The organism is Mycolicibacterium sp. lyk4-40-TYG-92 (genome assembly GCF_030209435.1).
GTDB lineage: Bacteria > Actinomycetota > Actinomycetes > Mycobacteriales > Mycobacteriaceae > Mycobacterium.
Map to the genome: position 1 here is coordinate 1 of NZ_JARVRX010000014.1, position 18,299 is coordinate 18,299.

At 68.2% G+C, this 18,299-nt stretch carries 16 protein-coding genes; 6 read left to right on the plus strand and 10 right to left on the minus strand.

Annotated features, from left to right (window positions below):
• Window positions 1-307 precede the first annotated feature (307 nt).
• The 5 genes from QRN63_RS19800 (at window position 308) to QRN63_RS19820 (ending at window position 6,945) form a co-directional block, all read left to right on the plus strand.
• On the plus strand, window positions 308-1,204 hold the full coding sequence (locus QRN63_RS19800) for a helix-turn-helix domain-containing protein (RefSeq protein WP_285032349.1): 897 nt from the start codon (window positions 308-310) through the stop codon (window positions 1,202-1,204).
• A 161-nt stretch (window positions 1,205-1,365) separates the two neighbouring features.
• Window positions 1,366-3,852, plus strand: a complete 2,487-nt coding sequence (locus QRN63_RS19805; protein ID WP_285032350.1) for an Ig-like domain-containing protein — start codon at window positions 1,366-1,368, stop codon at window positions 3,850-3,852.
• Window positions 3,849-5,060: a cytochrome P450 gene (locus QRN63_RS19810; protein ID WP_285032351.1), complete on the plus strand. Its 1,212-nt coding sequence runs from the start codon at window positions 3,849-3,851 to the stop codon at window positions 5,058-5,060. Before QRN63_RS19805 ends, QRN63_RS19810 begins: the two co-directional genes overlap by 4 nt.
• On the plus strand, window positions 5,057-5,248 hold the full coding sequence (locus tag QRN63_RS19815; protein ID WP_285032352.1) for a ferredoxin: 192 nt from the start codon (window positions 5,057-5,059) through the stop codon (window positions 5,246-5,248). Before QRN63_RS19810 ends, QRN63_RS19815 begins: the two co-directional genes overlap by 4 nt.
• Before the next feature lie 80 nt (window positions 5,249-5,328).
• Window positions 5,329-6,945, plus strand: a complete 1,617-nt coding sequence (locus QRN63_RS19820; RefSeq protein WP_267320537.1) for an AMP-binding protein — start codon at window positions 5,329-5,331, stop codon at window positions 6,943-6,945.
• Here the strand turns inward: QRN63_RS19820 and QRN63_RS19825 are convergent.
• From QRN63_RS19825 to QRN63_RS19860, 8 genes are all read right to left on the minus strand, one after another.
• Entirely contained in the window at window positions 6,942-7,625 is a 684-nt protein-coding gene (locus QRN63_RS19825; RefSeq protein WP_285032353.1) for a hypothetical protein, read from the minus strand. The two genes, QRN63_RS19820 and QRN63_RS19825, sit on opposite strands and share 4 nt — an antisense overlap.
• 116 nt (window positions 7,626-7,741) lie before the next feature.
• Window positions 7,742-8,752, minus strand: a complete 1,011-nt coding sequence (locus tag QRN63_RS19830; RefSeq protein WP_285032355.1) for a methionine synthase — start codon at window positions 8,750-8,752, stop codon at window positions 7,742-7,744.
• 10 nt (window positions 8,753-8,762) lie between these two features.
• Complete coding sequence (locus QRN63_RS19835) at window positions 8,763-9,107, minus strand: ArsR/SmtB family transcription factor (protein WP_285032356.1); 345 nt, start codon at window positions 9,105-9,107, stop codon at window positions 8,763-8,765.
• Window positions 9,104-9,592, minus strand: a complete 489-nt coding sequence (locus tag QRN63_RS19840) for an SRPBCC family protein (RefSeq protein ID WP_267320533.1) — start codon at window positions 9,590-9,592, stop codon at window positions 9,104-9,106. Before QRN63_RS19840 ends, QRN63_RS19835 begins: the two co-directional genes overlap by 4 nt.
• Before the next feature lie 76 nt (window positions 9,593-9,668).
• Window positions 9,669-10,736, minus strand: a complete 1,068-nt coding sequence (gene mnmA, locus QRN63_RS19845; protein ID WP_285032358.1) for a tRNA 2-thiouridine(34) synthase MnmA — start codon at window positions 10,734-10,736, stop codon at window positions 9,669-9,671.
• Window positions 10,737-10,738: 2 nt separating this feature from the next.
• Window positions 10,739-11,926 carry a cysteine desulfurase family protein gene (locus tag QRN63_RS19850; protein ID WP_285032361.1) on the minus strand — a complete coding sequence of 396 codons (1,188 nt, stop codon included), beginning with the start codon at window positions 11,924-11,926 and terminating at the stop codon, window positions 10,739-10,741.
• 33 nt (window positions 11,927-11,959) lie between these two features.
• The gene (locus QRN63_RS19855; RefSeq protein ID WP_267320541.1) at window positions 11,960-12,802 is read right to left on the minus strand and encodes a lysophospholipid acyltransferase family protein; all 843 of its coding nucleotides are present in this window, start codon (window positions 12,800-12,802) and stop codon (window positions 11,960-11,962) included.
• An 8-nt stretch (window positions 12,803-12,810) separates the two neighbouring features.
• A complete protein-coding gene (locus QRN63_RS19860; protein WP_064981083.1) occupies window positions 12,811-13,644 on the minus strand; it encodes a GNAT family N-acetyltransferase in 834 nt (277 codons plus the stop codon).
• 108 nt (window positions 13,645-13,752) lie between these two features.
• On the opposite strand from QRN63_RS19860, the gene QRN63_RS19865 reads away from it, so the two are divergent.
• Window positions 13,753-14,916 carry an NDMA-dependent alcohol dehydrogenase gene (locus QRN63_RS19865; protein WP_285032366.1) on the plus strand — a complete coding sequence of 388 codons (1,164 nt, stop codon included), beginning with the start codon at window positions 13,753-13,755 and terminating at the stop codon, window positions 14,914-14,916.
• Window positions 14,917-15,041: 125 nt separating this feature from the next.
• On the opposite strand, the gene QRN63_RS19870 is transcribed toward QRN63_RS19865, so the two are convergent.
• On the minus strand, window positions 15,042-16,502 hold the full coding sequence (locus tag QRN63_RS19870; RefSeq protein ID WP_285032368.1) for an aldehyde dehydrogenase: 1,461 nt from the start codon (window positions 16,500-16,502) through the stop codon (window positions 15,042-15,044).
• Window positions 16,499-18,265 (minus strand): flavin-containing monooxygenase, encoded by a 1,767-nt coding sequence (locus QRN63_RS19875; protein ID WP_285032369.1) that lies wholly within the window; start codon window positions 18,263-18,265, stop codon window positions 16,499-16,501. The genes QRN63_RS19870 and QRN63_RS19875 overlap by 4 nt, the downstream gene beginning before the upstream one ends.
• Window positions 18,266-18,299 lie beyond the last annotated feature (34 nt).

The window sequence follows — 18,299 nt, forward strand, 5'->3', positions numbered from 1 at the left end:
GAACTGTCACCGATGTCCTGATGCAGAACTGTCACCTATGTCCTGCGACATGACAAAATCATCAGGATCGTGACGCTAGTTACCTCGTGTGACCAGCGCGAACAAAGTGACCAGAGTTTTTTGGCGCGCGACCGCTCAGGACAAGACCAACCTGATCGACGGCCAGCACCCGGTCGGCGAAATGTTCGCAGTCGCGACACCGAGACTGCAGCCATTCACCAAACCGACCATCAGACGGGCTACGGTCCACAACTGCGACAACTATTCGTCATAAGATGCTGGCGTCACCAGATCGGCAGGAGCATCGATGTCACGCGGCACTCCGCTGGAAGACAACGCACGGACGGGCTCACCGCCCACCGACCGCGTCGTCAGCATCATCGAACTCCTGGCGCAGCAGTCCGAGCCCAGTTCCGTGGCCTCGATCGCGTCTCGCCTGGAACTCAACCGCGCGACGGTGACCTCGATCCTGCTGGCCCTGGAGCGTGCCGGTTGGGTTGTGCGCCTTGCTGACCGGAGTTACACGCTCGGGCCGGGCATGCTCGGCGTCGCCGAAGCCGTGCGCAACGCCCTACCCCTGCCGGACAACCACACCGAGGTCCTGCACGACCTGGCACATGCCACCAAGTGCGGTGTGTCGCTGGCGATGGTCGGCGCCACCGAGATGACGTTCGTGAGCGTGGTGCGCGGCGTCGGCCACATCCCGGGCGGCGTCGGTGTCGGCGTCCGCCTGCCGCTGACGCCGCCCGCCGGCGCATCGGTGATCGCGCGCCGCGACGCAGCCAGTCGACAACAGTGGCTGGCCGGCGCACCGCACGAGCTGCGCCCCGCGTTCAGCAACCTGCTCGATCAGCTCGGCAACGATGGTGTCGCAATATTCGATTTCGGCGACTCCAACCCCGAGGTGCTGGGCGTGCTGGGCGACGTCGCCGAGCTGCTCTCCGAGCACCCCCGACGCAGTGCGCTCCGGCAGCGAGTTTTCGAGACCCTGGTCAGCCTCGGCGGAAAGCCCTACAGCACGGTCCAGCTCGAATCACCCGAGCCACTCCCGGTGAGCTACCTCAGTACCGCCGTGGACAACGCCGCCGGCCATCCCGCCTACGAGATTCAGCTGGGGCCGCTGAATCCGTCGCTCAGCGCTGCCGATCGCGCGCGCTACATCCACGAATTGCGCTCGGCCGCAGCAAAGCTCGGTCAGCACTAGCCATCGCCACGTGCGCAACCCGTCGGCTGTCCGGCGGGCAATTGCGCGACCCACTCACCGGGAATCAATGCTTGCGCCGCCGCCGCCGGGATGCTTACCATCTGCGCGTTGCCAATTATTTGACAGTCAACTGACAATTATTCGTCACATTGGGAGTGTAGATGGACACAGCAACGACGCTGCATCGCATTGGAAGCCCGGCCGGATCGGGTCATGCCCGGTTCATCGGCCGCGTGGGCGCATTGGCCGTCGCCCTCGGCATCGGAGTCGCCGTCGCGAGCAGTCCCGCCGTCTGCCTGGCCGACACCGGCACCAGCGCCTCGACGTCGTCTGCCGACAACGCGCCGGCCACCAAGCCGAAGCGCGAGAAGCCCACGAAGAAGGTGAAAGCACCCAATCGGCAGAAGGATTCGTCAACCAAGGGCGATCAGGCCACCGCCACGACGACACCGGACAAGTCGGCGACGGAAGGCGCGCCGAAGCCCAGCGACAGCAATACACCTTCGACGGCCACTCCCGATGAAAAGCCCACCGCAACACAGCCACTGCCGGGGAAGGCATTCGAGTCCCGCACCGCCACGCCCAAGACGCCACGCCAGGACCGCCGTCACAGCCCGACGACCAAGCCGGTCGCGACAGTCGCCCAACCGGCCACCACCAAGCCGACCGCGAAAGCCACGCAGAAGCCCGCGTCGACGGCGACCGTGACGGCACCGAATCCGACTGGTGCCCAGACCTCCTCAGTCGCATCCGGCGCCACCACGGTGTCGTCGGCCCTGACCTCGGCGGCGACGAAGATCAATTCGATCACGGCCACAACTCAACCCGTCTCGACTGCCGCCACTGGCGGCAACTTCGTCACTCACGTGGTGTCCAGCCTGCTCGGCGCCATCGGGCTCGTCCCGCACGCCGGCACCAGCCCCACCGCCCCACCGCAGGCGCCGGTGCTGTGGACGCTGTTCAGCTGGATTCGCCGCGAGATCGGCAACACCTTCTTCAATGCCGCGCCAAAGCTCGCCTACAAGCAGACTGAGACCAGCCAGACGTTCGGCGGCGTCATCACAGGAGACCTCAAGGCCACCGACGCCAACGGCGACAAGCTCACCTACACCGTCGACAAGGGTCCGGCCAAGGGCGCCGTGACGGTCCGCCCGGACGGGACGTTCGCGTATACACCAAGTGACGCACTGGCATTCACCGGCGGCACGGACACGTTCACGGTCACCGTCGACGACCGGCCGGGCAATCCCTTCCACATCAACCTGCTGAAGTTGTTCCAGCCGAACGCCGGTGCCACGACCACCGAGACGGTCACCGTGACGGTGAAGCCCACCAGCCCGCTCGGCACCGCCGACCAGATCGCGCTGGAACAGAAGGCCCAGGAGATCGTCAACACCCCGCAGGTACAGGCTGCCATCCAGGCGCTCAAGGCCGCCTGGCTGGCGCATGCCCAGCAGCAGTTCGGCCTGGTTGGCGGCGTCGACGCCGAGAATCTCGCGCTGCTCGACCAGGCGGCGCGGGAGCAGGCGCTCAATGCCGCGATGACGGTGGTCAACAACGACCCCGACAACCCGCTGGTGATGGCCGTCGATATGCGCGCCCACAGTTGGTATGGCACCGATACCGCCGGCGGCCGGTTCATCTACGACAACCCCGACACCATCTACCGCACCATCCCGGTGCGCAGCGACTCGACATACGTGATCACTGGCAAGTATCTGGGCGGCATCCCCGTCGACGGAAACTTCGGCGTGTACGCCGACATCAGCGATGCCAAACCGATCGGAAATCTGTCGGCGCAGAACCTTGTGGTCAACGCCGATGGCACGTTCACCATCACAGCGGACGGAAATCCGACCGCGCCGGGCCAGACGAACCACATCTACCTGCCGCCGGATGCCCAGCAGATTTTCGTCCGCTACACGATGGCGGACTGGAACACCGAATCCGCGCCGAGTCTCACTGTCACCCGGACGAGCGGCCCGGCGGGATCGCGCGCGGAGACCTTCGACGAAATGGTCGCCCACACCGCCGACATCCTGGCCAATTTCGGCACCAGCGCCCACAACACGGCACTGGACATCGTCACCGTCAATCTGCAGACCGGTCAGCTCAAGCCGCCCAACACGCTGACCCAGCCGTTCAACTTCCCCGGCACCCTGGTGTCGCAAAAGCAGAGTCTCGGCTACTTCCAACTGGCCGACAATCAGGCCCTGGTCATCACCATCAATCCGGGCAACGCCGGGTATTTCGTGGTGCCGGTGACCAACGACTGGGAACTGTCGCCCGGCGACGGCACCGAGCAGACGAGCCTCAACAACGCGCAGTCCATCGCCAACGCGGACGGCACCTACACGCTCGTCATCTCGCCCGACGACCCCGGCGTGGCCAACTGGGTCTCCACGGGCGGCCTCAACCAGGGCACCCTCTACATCCGGTTCCAGGACCTCGACGCCACCTCATCGGCGGTGCCGATGATCGTCTCGCAGCAGGTCGTCACCCTCGATCAGCTCGGCACCGTGCTGCCGGACGGCACCAAATACCTCACCGACGCGCAGCGACAGGCCCAACTGGCGGCCCGCGTGGACGGCTACAACGACCGCTTCGGCCCCTACCCTCAGATCACCACAGGAGCACACTCCGTATGACCGCCACCGCCGTCACCTTCACTCCCGGTTCCGCCGCCACGTGGCGCGGCCCCTGGGCCATGTATGCCGCACTGCGCGAGCATGATCCGGTTCACCACGTCATCCCCGAGCATGCCCCCGACAAGGACTACTGGGTGCTGTCGCGCTATGCCGACATCTCGGCGGCGGCGAAGGACCACGGCACCTTCTCGTCGGCCGACGGTCTCACCTTCAACTATGACGACATGGAAGCCGTTGGCATCAAGGACAATCCGCCGATGGTGATGCAGGACCCGCCGGTCCACACCACCTTCCGGCGCCTGGTGGCCAAGGGATTCACCCCGCGGCAGGTCACCGCGGTGGAACCCAAGGTGCGCGAGTTCGTCATCGACCGCATCGAGAAGTTGCGCGCCAAAGGCACCGGCGACATCATCACCGAATTCCTCAAACCACTGCCGAGCATGGTGGTGGCGCACTATCTCGGTGTCCCGGAGCAGGATTGGGACCGCTTCGACGCGTGGACCGACGCCATCGTGGCCGCCAACGCCACCGGTCACCAGGCGAGCGCGGGACCAGCGGTTGCCGAAATCTTCGGCTACTTCAACGAATTGATCGCCTACCGCCAGAAGAATCCCGGGGACGACACCGTCTCCCATCTGGTGGAAGCGGGCTTCGGCGCGGACGGCGACATGTCCGGCATCCTGTCCATCCTGGGCTTCGCCTTCACCATGATCACCGGCGGCAACGACACCACGACCGGAATGCTCGGCGGTGCAGTGCAATTGCTCAGCGCCCGCCGTGACCAACGGCAGCTCCTCATCGACGATCCGGCGCTGATCCCGGATGCGGTCGAAGAACTGTTGCGGCTCACCTCGCCGGTGCAGGGCCTGGCCCGCATGACGACCCGCGACGTCGAGATCGAGGGCACCACCATTCCGGCCGGCCGCAAGACCTTCCTGTTGTACGGCTCGGGCAACCGCGACCACCGGCAGTTCGGCCCTGACGCCGAGGAATTGAATGTGCTGCGCCGCCCCGCTCAGATCCTCACGTTCAGCCACGGCAACCACCACTGTCTCGGCGCCGCGGCGGCTCGGATGCAGGCCCGCATCGCGCTCGAGGAACTGCTGACCCGGTGCCCGGATTTCGACGTCGACGCCGACGCGGTCGAGTACGCCGAAGGCAGCTATGTGCGCCGACCGACGCACCTTCCGTTCACGGCGCAGCCATGAGCCGGGTGGAGGTCGATCACGAGATTTGCATCGGCATGGGCATGTGCGAGGGCATCAGCGCGGCGTTCCGCGTCGGCGACAACGGCACGGTCGACATCGGTGACACCACCGATGTCGACCCGCTGGTACTGCGGCGGGCCGTGGCGTCTTGTCCGACGGCTGCGTTGCGCATGGCCGACGACATGTAACGCGGCGCCACAACCGGCCCTCCGGCGGCAACCAACCGGCATGACGCACGTCACCCCGGCATGGTTCGATCTAAGGCGCCATGACTATCGCGAGCCCTTTCCCCGAGGTCCAGATCCCGACGACGGCCGTCTACGAGTACATCTTCGGCGATCTCACGTCGGATGCCGATCGCATCGCGATCACCGAGGTCGCGACCGGTGCCGAGTACACGTACCGCGAACTGACGAGCCGGATCGAGGCATTCGCCGGGGCGCTGGCCGCCCGCGGGCTGGGTGTCGGCGACGTGGTGGGCCTGCTGGCACCCAACAGCGCCGCGTTCGCCGTCGCCTTCCACGGCATTCTGCGGTCCGGCGCCACCGCCACGACGATCAACGCACTGTTCACGGCGAAGGACATCGCCAAGCAGTTGACCGACTCCCGTGCCGCGATGCTGATCACCGTCACGGCGCTGGCACCGCAGGCGCTGCAGGCCGCCGGCGAGGTCGGGCTGGCGGCCGATCGCGTCGTCGTGCTCGACGGGCCCGGCACGGCGGCCGACGGTCATCCGAATGCCGGTGACCTGCTCGACGCCGCGCTGCCCGCACCCGAGGTGAGCTTCGACCCGGCCACCCACCTGGCGGCCCTGCCCTACAGTTCGGGCACCACGGGAAATCCCAAGGGCGTCATGCTCACCCACACGAACCTCGCGGCGAACGTCGCGCAGATTCGGCCCATCCAGGGCCTGGTCCCCGAGGACCGCGTGCTCGCGGTGTTGCCGTTCTTCCACATCTACGGCATGACGGTGCTGCTCAACTCCGTCCTGCACGCCCGGGCCCGGCTGGTCATCATGCCCAGCTTCGATCTGGCGCTGTTCCTCAAGACCATCCAGGACCACAAGTGCACGTTCGCGTTCATCGCACCGCCGGTCGCGGTGGCCCTGGCCAAGCACCCGATGGTCGACTCCTACCGGCTCGACTCCCTGAAGGGCCTGATGTCGGGTGCCGCGCCGCTCGATGACGACCTGGGCATGGCGGTCTCCGACCGGCTCGGCTGCCCCATCGTGCAGGGCTACGGCATGAGTGAGCTGAGCCCGGTGAGCCACTGCATGCCGTTCGACGGCGGCCGTGAACTCGTCGGCGCCGTCGCGCCATTGAGCTCGTGCGGCTGGACAGTGCCCAATGCCGTCAGCAAGATCGTCGAGCCGGATACGGGAGCCGAGATCAGCCGGCCCGAGCACGGCCTCAGCGAGGTCGGCGAACTGTGTTTCCGCGGGCCCAACGTCATGGCCGGTTACCTCAACAACGACGCCGCCACCCGGGAGACCATCGACGCCGACGGCTTCCTGCACACGGGTGACCTGGCCCGCGTCGACGCCAGCGGCTGCATCTACATCGTCGACCGGCTCAAGGAGCTCATCAAGTACAAGGGCTACCAGGTACCGCCGGCCGAGCTCGAGGCTGTGCTGCTGGCGCACCCCGCTATCGCCGACACCGCAGTGGTCGGGGTCCGCGATCCCGAATCGGGCGAGGAAGTGCCGAAGGCGTTCGTGGTGCTGCAACCGGAGGCGGCGTTGACGGGCGACGAGATCATGGAATTCGTCGCCGGCCAGGTCGCGCCGTACAAGAAGGTCCGGCAGGTCGCATTCATCGAAGCGATCCCGAAGTCCGCGGCCGGCAAGATTCTGCGCCGCGAACTGCGCGACATCCGCGAGGTCTAGCCCGAGATCGTCTGGCCGAGGTCGCGCGCGGCCTTGGCCTGGCGATACCCGACCACGAGTCCGACGAGTGGCATCAACACCAAGCCGGCCAGCCCGAAGAGGTCACCGCGCAGCTCGATCGGCTCGGCCGCGGCCCACACCGGGATCCCGGTGTGGTCGGCGGACAGCAGATCCGCGGCGCCGTCCTCGCTCGGCGCCGACGGTGCGTGCAGCTCGATGATGGGCGGCGCAGTGCCTGCGGCAGGAGACCACGTCCGGGCCGGTGCCGTGCCGGTGTGCTGCTCGGCGACGATCACGGGCTGCGGCGGGTTCGGCGGGCTGAAGGTCGGGACGGCGGCAGGGCTGTCGGACCCGCTGTTGGACTGGGCGCCGGACACGACGTTGTTGCCCCGCCCGCCGGCGTTGCCATTCGCCTTCGACGACGATTTCCCGGTCTTGGTCTGGCCGGCGACCGACGCAATGCCGCGCGAACCCGAACCACCGTTGGCTGAGGTGCTGTTGCCGGAGTTGTTGTGTGAGGCGCCGCTCCGGCTCGGCCCCTTGGCCGAACTGCCGTTGCCACCATTGCCGTTGGACCCGCCAGGGTCGGCGACGGCCACGGCCGGCGAGGCCCCGGCCAGCACCACAAACGCGGACACCGAAAGGCCGGCCACCGTCAGCAGCGCGTCCTCACGGCGCATGTCTGTCCCCGATCAGTTCCGCTGAGTCGCAACCCCCTGCGCACTCCGGATTCTCATCATGGCATGTCACCACGCCCCGGTTGACGATTTCCGCCGTTTGCCGGACGGGTCGGAACTCACGCGGCATCCGGGTCTTGCGCGATCCCGTCCGCGGCCTTGCGCAGCAGCGTCAGCGCGGTACGGGCCCACGTCTGCGTCGCGCCGGCAAGTCCGCAGGAGGGCGTCAGGCCGACGCGGTCGCGCAGCACGGCGCGGGGGAAGCCGAGCCGGTCGGTGACGCTCGCGGCCGTCGCGGCGACCTTCTCGACCGGCACCGGACGTTCCGGGGCAACGCCCGGCAGCACGCCGAGCATGATGGTCCGGCCCGCCTCCACCCACTCACCGATGCCGTCGAGGTCGGCCGCGGTCAGCGTCGCGGCATCGACCGATAGCGCGGTGAAAGCGGTGCGCGCCAAGGTTTTCCACGGCACGTCCGGCGCGCACACGTGAATGCTCGCCGGTCCCCCGGCGGTCGCGATGCACTGGTCGAGCAGGCTCGCGGCCAGCTGCGCGTCGATCGGCGCCACCGGCGACATCCGGGTCACCCCGGCGAGCCGTCCGGCCAGGGCAGCGGGCAATGACGGTTCGTCGAACTGCACCACCACCTCGGCGTCGCAACGCCGCGCCACCTCGGCGCGATGATGCGCGACGCCCTCGGCGAGCGAACCCGTCAGGTCGCGCACTGCGCCCGCATCGGTGATGGCCCGGTGACCGCCGGGCAACTCAAGTTCGGCGGCCAGCGTCAGCGGACCCGGCACCTGCACCTTGATGGTCCTACCGGTGCCGCGCAGCCCGGCCTTCTCCCACGCCTCTTCGAGGGCGTCGACGTCCTCGTCGAGCAGACCCGTGGCGCGGCGCACGACGGTGCCGCGGCCGGGCGCGATGCGGTATCCGCGGGGGACGGTGTCGATGCCGATGTCGACGAGCAGCGCGCCCGCCCGTCCGATGATGTCGGCGCCGACGCCACGCGCCGGGAGCTCCACCAGATGCGGCAGGGCGGGCAGCTCACCGACCACGACTGCCGCCGCTTCCCGGGCGACCGTCCCCGGCCACGAGCCGATACCGGTTGCCTGAGCGAAAACAGTCACGCTGCCAACACTATTCGATGGGCTCTGCGGGCTGGTCCTCCACATAGCTCCGCAGCCGGTCCAGGGCCCGGTCCCAGCGCTTCGACAGCGCGGTCAGGTACTCGCTGGCCTCGGCGAGCGGGTCCGGCTGGATCCGCCAGATGCGCTCACGCCCGTGCCGGCTGCTGGTCACCAGTCCCACCGCCTCCAACAGCAGCAGATGTTTGGTGGCCGCTTGCCGGGTCACCGGGATCACCTGTGTCACTTGCGAAGTCGAGCAGGGACCCGTTTCGCACAGTCGCACCACGATGCGCAGCCGATTGGGGTCGCCGAGCGCGTCGAACAGTGGCGCCCGGGCCTCGACAGCCGTACTCACACGAGCTCGTCCAGGTACTTGCGTACCAGTTTCGTCTGGGCTTCCCAGCCGCCGCTGTTGGCTTCGAATGCGGCGGCCCGGCGCTCGACCGGGATGCTGTCGAAGCCGGACTCGACGATCCGGAGCAGTACGCCGTCAGCGGTGTCGGTCAACGTGAACTCGACCAGCGTGGTCGGCTCGGCGTCGTAGTCGGCGCCTGGCTCGACGGCGTACGGATGCCAGCGGAACGCGAGCCGGCGCGGCGGCTCCACCGCGACGATGTGCCAGACGGACGACTGCCCCGCGTGCGGTTCCTGCGCGGCCGCGACCTCGTCGTCGACCTCCGTCGGGGTGATCACCCCGGACACCGATTCACCGGCGACGAACGGGCCATCGAAGCGCACGCCGAACCACCGGCCGAACTCTTCGGCGTTGGAGACGGCGCGCCACACCCGGTCGAGCGGTGCGCGCAGGGTGACTTCTTTTTCGATGCGATCGGAACTCATAAGCAACCTCCTGGTTGCCTTTCACGCTACGACCGATCAGCCGAATATGCAACCTTTTGGTTGCTTTGGGATGGGATCAGCGCGCGATGGTGGCGCTGCCGACGACCTCGTCACCCTCCGGGTCGCGCCGGTACAGCACCATGGTCTGACCTGGGGCGACGCCGCGCAGCGGAGTGCGGAGCTGCACATCGAGCACGCCGTCGCGGAACTCGGCGACGGCGTCGGCCAGGCCGCCGTGCGCCCGCACCTGGATCAGGCACTCGATGGGTCCGACCGGCTCCACACCCGAGGTGAACACCGGACGCTCGCCCGTCAGCGCGTGGATCTCGAGGTCCTCCACACCGCCGACGTGCACCGTCCCGGTCTCGGCGTCGATGCCCGTGACATAGCGCGGCAGACCGTCGGGTCCTGGACCCGCGATGCCCAGGCCCTTGCGCTGACCGATGGTGAACCCGTGCACGCCGTCGTGCTCGGCGAGCTTCGTACCGCCGGCATCAACGACAGCGCCCGGCCGGATGCCGATGCGCGCGCCGAGGAAGGCCCGGGTGTCACCGGACGGAATGAAGCAGATGTCGTGGCTGTCCGGCTTGTCCGCGACCGCCAACCCGCGCTCGGCGGCCTCCTGCCGAATCTGCGGCTTGGGGGTGTCGCCGATCGGGAACAGCGCGTGGCTGAGTTGCTCGGCGGTCAGCACACCGAGCACGTACGACTGGTCCTTGTCCGCGTCGACCGCACGACGCAGCCGGCCGTCCTCCAGCCGCGCGTAGTGCCCCGTCGCCACGGCGTCGAAACCGAGCGCCAGCGCACGCGCCGACAGCGCCGAGAACTTGATCTTCTCGTTGCAGCGCACGCATGGGTTCGGGGTCTCACCGCGGGCGTACGACTCGACGAAGTCGTCGATGACGTCCTCTTTGAAGCGGTCCGCGAAATCCCAGACGTAGAACGGAATTTCCAGGATGTCCGCGACACGGCGGGCGTCCCCGGCGTCCTCCTTCGAGCAGCAACCACGTGACCCGGTGCGCAGGGTGCCGGGCGCGCTGGACAGCGCCAGGTGCACGCCCACCACCTCGTGGCCGGCGTCGACCATGCGCGCCGCGGCCACCGAGGAGTCCACTCCCCCGCTCATCGCTACCAGAACCCGCATGACTACCTTCCCAACCCGGCACTGGCCAGTGCGGCCTGACGCGCCCGCTCGACCGCGGCCGGCAACACGGCCAGCGCGGCATCGATGTCGGCGTCAGAACTGGTGTGCCCCAACGAAAATCGGAGTGATCCGCGGGCGCTCGCCGGATCGGCGCCCATCGCGATCAGGACGTGCGACGGCTGCGCGACACCCGCCGTACAGGCCGAGCCCGTCGAACATTCGACGCCCTTGGCATCCAGCAGCATCAGCAGGGCATCGCCCTCGCAGCCGCGAAAAGTGAAGTGTGCGTTGCCCGGCAGCCGGTCCGCACCAGCGCCGCCGTTGAGCACGACGTCGTCGATACCGGACAGCACGCCGTCGACCAGGCGGTCGCGCAAGGCGCCGATCCGGGTCCGGTAGGCATCGAGTCCCTCCACCGCGACGAGTGCGGCAGCAGCCATGGCCACGACGCCCGCGACATCCGGTGTGCCCGAACGCACGTCACGCTCCTGGCCGCCGCCGTGCAGCAGCGGCACGCACGCGACGTCGCGGCGCAGCAGCAGCGCCCCGACACCGGTAGGTCCACCGAACTTGTGCGCCGCCACGCTCATGGCGGACAGTCCGCTCGCGGCAAAATCGACCGGCACGGCACCGATCGCCTGGATGGCGTCGCTGTGCATAGGTACGTCGAATTCAGCTGCGACAGTAGCCAATTCGGCGACAGGCTGGATGGTGCCGACCTCGTTGTTGGCCCACATCACGCTGACGAGTGCGACGTCGTCGTGGGTTTCGAGAATCTCGCGCAGGGCTTCGGCGGACGTGGCGCCGGTGGCGTCCACGGGCAGCCAGGTCACTTCCGCGCCCTCGTGTTCGACGAGCCACTCGACGGCGTCGAGTACCGCATGGTGCTCGATGGGCGACGTCACGATCCGGCGGCGTCCCGGGCAGCTGTCCCGGCGGGCCCAGAAGATGCCCTTGACCGCCAGGTTGTCACTCTCGGTGCCGCCGGCGGTGAAGATGACCTCGGAGGGCCGGGCGCCCAGCTGCTGGGCCAGGGACTCGCGGGCCTCCTCCATCCGGCGCCGTGCCGCCCGGCCCGACGTGTGCAGCGACGACGCGTTACCGCCGGCGGCCAGGACCGACGTCATCGCCTCGATGGCAGCGGGCTGCATCGGGGTCGTGGCGGCGTGGTCCAGGTATGCGGGGCTCATGGCCTGTCCAGGATACCGGCCAGGCCAAACCGGTCAGGCTGCCAGCACGTGCCCGTGAACAGCAGCGACGGGCAGCGGGCCGACCTGGTGCACCGCCGCCTGGCAGCGGCCGGCCAGATCGCGCCGGTCCGTACCGGGCAACTGCAGCGACTGCACCTGCATGTGGCACACCGTCAGCTTCGCGGTGATGACGCGCTTGATCGACGTCAGGAGCGAATCGTCGCCGATGAACGCCGGGATGGTCGACTGCGCGCCGTTGCGGTGCCGGTAGGTCAGCTGTAGGGGCTGAACGGGACGGCCGGTGTCGATCGCGGCCTGGAACATCGCCGGTGCGAAGGTGCCGTGCCCCAGGCCGCACCACGTGGTGCCCTCCGGGAACGCGACGACGGTCTGGCCGGCGGCGAGCCGGTCCCCGACGGTGCGGACGACGTCGGGCAGGCGACGCAGGCTGTGCCGGTCGATCGGGATGACCTTGAGCAGTCGGGCCACGAAGCCGAGTGCGGGCCACTCGATGAGGTCGGCGCGGGCCACGAACGAGCCGGGCATCACGGCGCCGATGGCGAAGATGTCGACCCAGGACACGTGCCCGGCGACCACCAGTACGCCGCTCAGGTTGCGGATGGGGCCACCGGAGACGCTGATCCGCACGCCGAGGCACCGCAGCATGAGCCGGCAGTACAGCCGCTGGATGCGGGACTTGCCGGGCAGCGGCACTGCCAGCAGCGGCAGCGCGGGTAGCAGCAGCATCGTCATGATCAGCCGGACGGTCGTGCGGAGCGCGACGACGAACGGGCGGCTGATGTGCACGGAGTCCACCCGGATGCAGCTGGCGTCGCACGACGCCTTGGGCAGCCAGGCGTGCTCCGCCGCCGTCACCGGCGTGGTCACTGGGCGGCCTTGTCGGTCGCGGCAGCTGCCGAACGCAGCCGGGTCAGGTAGCGGACGTCGGCTTCACGCTTGTCGAGCAGGGCCGGGAAGTCGCCGACACCGAAGTCGGGGTCGTAGGCCGGGTCGCCGCACACCTTGGCACCGAGGCGCAGGTAGCCGCGCATCAGCGGCGGCACCGTCACGCGGGCCGGCGGCTCGATGTCGTCGAGCAGCTTGCCGTCGATGATCACCGGGCGGTACGGGCGCACCTTGTATTCCGAGGCGTGCCGCTTGTTGACGAAGTCGCGGACACCGCGAATCTGGCTGGCCGGGGCCTCGTCCGGGCCGCCCTGGATGGGTACCGACACGCAGCCGGTGACGTAGTCGTAGCCGCTGTGGTCCAGGTAGGCCAGGATGCCGCCCCACATGAGCAGCACCACGGCGCCGTTGCGGTGGTCGGCGCGCACCACGGCGCGGCCCATCTCCACCAGTGACGGGCGCAGGCTATCGAGCGCGCTGACGTCGAATTCCGTTGCGGTGTAGAGCCCGCCCGCGGCGATGGCGCCGGGCGGCGGCAGCATGCGGTAGCAGCCCACGTACTCGCCGGTGTTGTCGTCGCGGACCAGCAGGTGGTCGCAGAACTCGTCGAATCGGTCGGCGTCCCGGCCACTTTCGAATCCGGGGCTGTCATCGGTGAGGGTGTAGCCCGGCTCAGAGGTGAACACGTGGTGACGAAGCCGTTGCGCGGCCTCGATGTGTTCCCGGTCGGCCGACAACAGCAGCGTGTAGCGCGGGGTGTCGGTCGACGAACTGGTGTCGTCAGGGGCGATGAGTACAGAACTAGTGCTCATGTTGTGCACGGTGACGGAGCCGTTCGGCGCGGCGGCATCAATCACGTAACGCGTTGATGACCGGTTGCGAAACATCACGGTCCGTTACATTCGGCGCATGATGCCGCGATGAGGAGCCGCGCCGCAATCGTCCGTGAGGTGGGCGGGGACTGGTCGGTGGAGGAATTCGAGCTCGACCCGCCGCGCACCGGTGAAGTGTTGCTGCAGATGGCGGCAGCCGGGCTCTGCCACTCCGATGACCACATCCGGTCGGGCCAATTGTCCGCGCCGAAAGGCGCTGCGGTGCCGAACATGCCGCCCACCATCGGTGGTCATGAGGGTTCGGCGGTGGTCCTGGAGGTCGGCCCGGGAGTGACGCGGTTCGCCCCCGGCGACCACGTGGTGACGTCGTTCCTCGCGGTGTGCGGGAAATGTCGTTGGTGCACAAGCGGTATGGAGTACCTGTGCGATGTCGGCGCGGGCACGCTGATACCGGGTATGCCCACCGACGGCACCTTCCGCCATCACAGCCTCGCCGGCGAGGAGCTGCGGCACACCTCGAAGATCGGAGCGTTCGCCGAACACACTGTGGTGGCGGCGGATTCGCTCGTGAAGATCGATCCGTCGTTGCCACTCGTACCCAGCGCGCTGCTGTCCTGCGCGGTGCCCACCGGTTATGGGTCCGCGGTCCGCCGCGCCGGCGTGCGTGCCGGTGACACCGTGGTGGTCATGGGCGTCGGCGGGATCGGTACCGCGGCCGTGCAAGGTGCGCACTTGGCTGGCGCTTCGCATGTCGTGGCGGTCGATCCTGTTGCTTTCAAGCGGGATTCGGCGTTCGGGTTCGGCGCGACGCACACGGCGGCGACGGTCGCCGAAGCTGTCGCGCTCGTACGGGATCTGACCCGCGGCGTGATGGCCGACGCGGTCGTCGTGTCACCGTCGATGATCGGTGGCGGTGACGTCGCCGATGCGTTGTCGTTGACCCGCAAGGGCGGAACCTGCGTGCTGACGGGGATGGCGGCACCGTCCGCCGGGACTGTCCAATTGGACCTGCAGGACCTGATCCTGATGAACAAGAACCTGTGCGGCACGCTCTTCGGTTCCTGCAACCCGACCACCGAAGTCCCGGCCCTCGCGCAGCTCTACCAGGAGGGCCGGCTCAAGCTCGACGAGATGATCACGCGCCGCTACCGGCTCGACGACATCAACGAGGCCTTCGATGACCTCTTGGGCGGCCGGGTGATCCGGGCCGTGCTGGATTTCACCCAGCCCGGGACTGCGTTGATCCTGTAACCAGGGCCACGGCCACTCGCACAAACGAGCCACAGGCACAGGGTCAACGTCGTCCGCGCCCCACCCAACGTTGATCCTGTAACTAGGGTCGTATCTACTCGCACAAATACTGCGTAGGTACAGGGTCAACGCGTGCTGGCAATGCCCCGGGCGATCAGCTTCGTCTCCAGGTACTCCTCGAAGCCGGCCAGGCCCATCTCGCGGCCGATGCCGGACTGCTTGTACCCGCCGAACGGCGCGTCCGGCGAGTACCAGACACCGCCGTTGACGTTGATGGTGCCGGTCCGCAGCCGCGATGTCACCCAGTCGACGCGGTCCTGGTCGGCGCCGACGACCGCGCCGGACAGGCCGTACGGCGAGTCGTTGGCGATGCGCACGGCGTCGGCATCGCCGTCGTGGGCGATGACAGTGAGCACCGGGCCGAAGATCTCTTCGCGCGCCACCCGGGCGTCGTTGGTGAGCCCGGCGATGACGGTCGGCTCGATGAAGAAGCCTCTGGTCCGGTCCGCCGGGCGGCCGCCACCACAGGCGAACGTGCCGCCCTCCTCGACCGCCAGCCGCAGATAGCCCTCGACCCGGTCACGCTGCCGCGCGGAGATCAAAGGGCCGCACAACGTTTTCGGATCGGCGGGATCACCGAAACCGATGCCGGACATCGCCGATGCCGCCGCGGCCACGGCCTCGTCGTAGCGGGCGCGGGGTACCAGGAGCCGGGTGGTGAAGGCGCAGCCCTGCCCGGCGTGCATCGCGACACCGGCAGCCGCGGCGGCACAGGCCGCGGGCAGGTCGGCGTCGTCGAGCACGATGTAGGCCGACTTGCCACCCAGTTCCAGGAACACCTTCTTGATGGTGTGCGACGCGGCCGCCATGACTGCCCGGCCGGTGGCCGTCGACCCGGTGAACGACACCAGGTCCACCCGCGGGTCTTCGGTGAGTTGGGCGCCGATCCGGTGGTCGCTGGAGGTGACGACGTTGATGACGCCGGCGGGAAAGTCGGTGCGGTCGTTGATGATCCGGCCCACTTCGGCGGCGCACCACGGCGTGTCCGGGGCGGCTTTGAGCACGACGGTGTTGCCTGCCGCCAGCGCGGGGCCGAGCTTGGCGAAGTTGATCTGGTGCGGGAAGTTCCACGGCGTGACGGCACCGACGACTCCGCACGGCTCGCGAACGACGGTGCGGCGAGTGGGTTTGCCGAACGGGCTGGCCTCCCCGAGATCGGTTGTCCATTCATAAATTTCGGCGAGATCGGCGACATAGCCCAGGCCATCGACCGGTGCCTGCAAGTGCCCGCCGTACGTCAGCGAGACCGGGGCACCGACCTCCGCCACGGTGATGGCCCTCAGGTGCTCGATCTCATCGTCGAGGGCCGCCCGCAACTGCCGCAGGCAGTGCACCCGCAACGCGGTGTCACGCGACCAGTCGGTGTCATCGAATGCGGTGCGGGCCGCGACGATGGCGCGGTCCAGATCGCCGGCATCCGCGTCGGCAGCGTGCCCCAGCGTCTCCTCGGTGGCCGGGTTGATCGTCGCGAACTCGCCACCGCTCCCTGGCACGAGCTGGCCGCCGATCAACAGGGCGGTGCTCACGTGATGACCAGCCCGTCAAGGGTTTCCGTGTCCCGCCACGCGGCGAGGATGTCCGCGTATTCGGTGGGACCGCCGAAGAAGAAGCTGTCCTGGTTCAGTCGGTCGCTGGGCTGGCCCTCCCGGTTGTAATAGCCGGGCGTACACGCCTCGCGCCGGCCGGAGATCACCACTGAACGCGCCACCACCTCACGGACCCAGCTGTCCTCGGCAGCCGCGCTCGCCTCCACCGCGGCGATGTCGTTCTTGAGTGCCCACGCGATGACCCACGCGGTATGCCGGGACTGGGTGTCGATCAGGTACGGGAAGTTCACCGTGAACCCCGACTGCGCGATGCTGGCGATGAAGCAGTTCGGAAAACCGTGGACGTGCAGGCCGTGCAGGGTCCGGACCCCGTCGGACCACTTGTCGCTCAGCGTCTTTCCGCCGCGCCCGATCACCTCGAAGCCAGTGCGCCGGGTGTAGTCGGTGCCGACCTCGAAGCCGGTGGCGAAGATCAGGCAGTCCAGCGGATATTCGGCGCCATCAACGACAACCCCGGCGGCGCTGATCTTCTCGATGCCGCGGCCCCGGGTGTCGACCAGGGTGACGTTGTCCCGGTTGAACGTCTGCAGGTACTCGTCGTGGAAACAGGGCCGCTTGCAGTAGTAGCCGTACCAGGGTTTGAGGCCGTCGGCCGTGGCCGGATCGGTCACCAGGGCGTCGATCCGTGCCCGGATCTGCTCCATCTTGGCGAAATCCGCCAGTTCGGCTGTCGATGCTCGCGGGTCGGTACCCTCCTTGGCGATCGGCATGGCCTTCGCCAGGCTGGTCCAGGCGTCGGCCACCAGGTCCTCGTCGGCTTGGCCACCGGCGGTGAGGATCTGGAAATTCTCGATGCGACGCTGCTGCCAGCCGGGTTCGAGCGTCGCCGCCCACGCCGGGTCGGTCGGCGCGTTGGCCCGCACATCGACCGTCGACGGTGTCCGCTGGAACACGAACAACTCCCCGACCGCGGGTGCCAGGCGCGGCACGCACTGGATCGACGTCGCGCCGGTCCCGATGATGCCGACGCGCTTGTCGGCCAGGTTCTCCAGGGCGGCACCGGTGTAGGCGTAGTCCCAGCGGCTGGTGTGGAACGCGTGGCCAGTGAAGTCGGTGATACCCACGATGCCGGGCAGTTTCGGCTTCTGCAGGTAACCATTGGCCATCGAGACGAAACGGGCCCGGATGGCGTCGCCGCGGTTGGTGGCGATCACCCATCGGGAATCGGCTGCATCCCAACGGATTTCCCGCACCTCGGTCTGCAGGCAGGCGTTGCGGTAGAGGTCGTAGTGCTGGGCGATGGCCTGGCAGTGCGCGAAAATCTCGGCGCCCTTGGCGTACTTCTCGGTCGGCAGGTAGCCCAGTTCTTCCAGCAGCGGCATGTACACGTACGACTCGACGTCACAGGCAATGCCGGGGTACCGGTTCCAATACCAGGTGCCACCCACGTCGGCCGCCTTGTCGATCAGCCGGATATCGGCCACACCCAGTTCCCGTAGTCGGGCGCCGGTCAGCAAGCCGCCGAAGCCGGCCCCGATGATCGCGACATCGACCTCGTCGGTAAGCGGCTCCCGGGTGAAAGCCGGTTCTGCCCAAGGGTCTTCACCGAACGCGGCGAACCGGCCGGCGATCTCCACATACTGGCCGATGCCGTCGGCCCGCAACCGCCGCGCGCGTTCCTCGGCGTACCGCTGCCGGAGTACGTCCGGGTCAAACGTCGCGCTGTCGCCGCCATGCGTCATCGATGCATACTGGAACACGTTTCAGTTTCTGGCA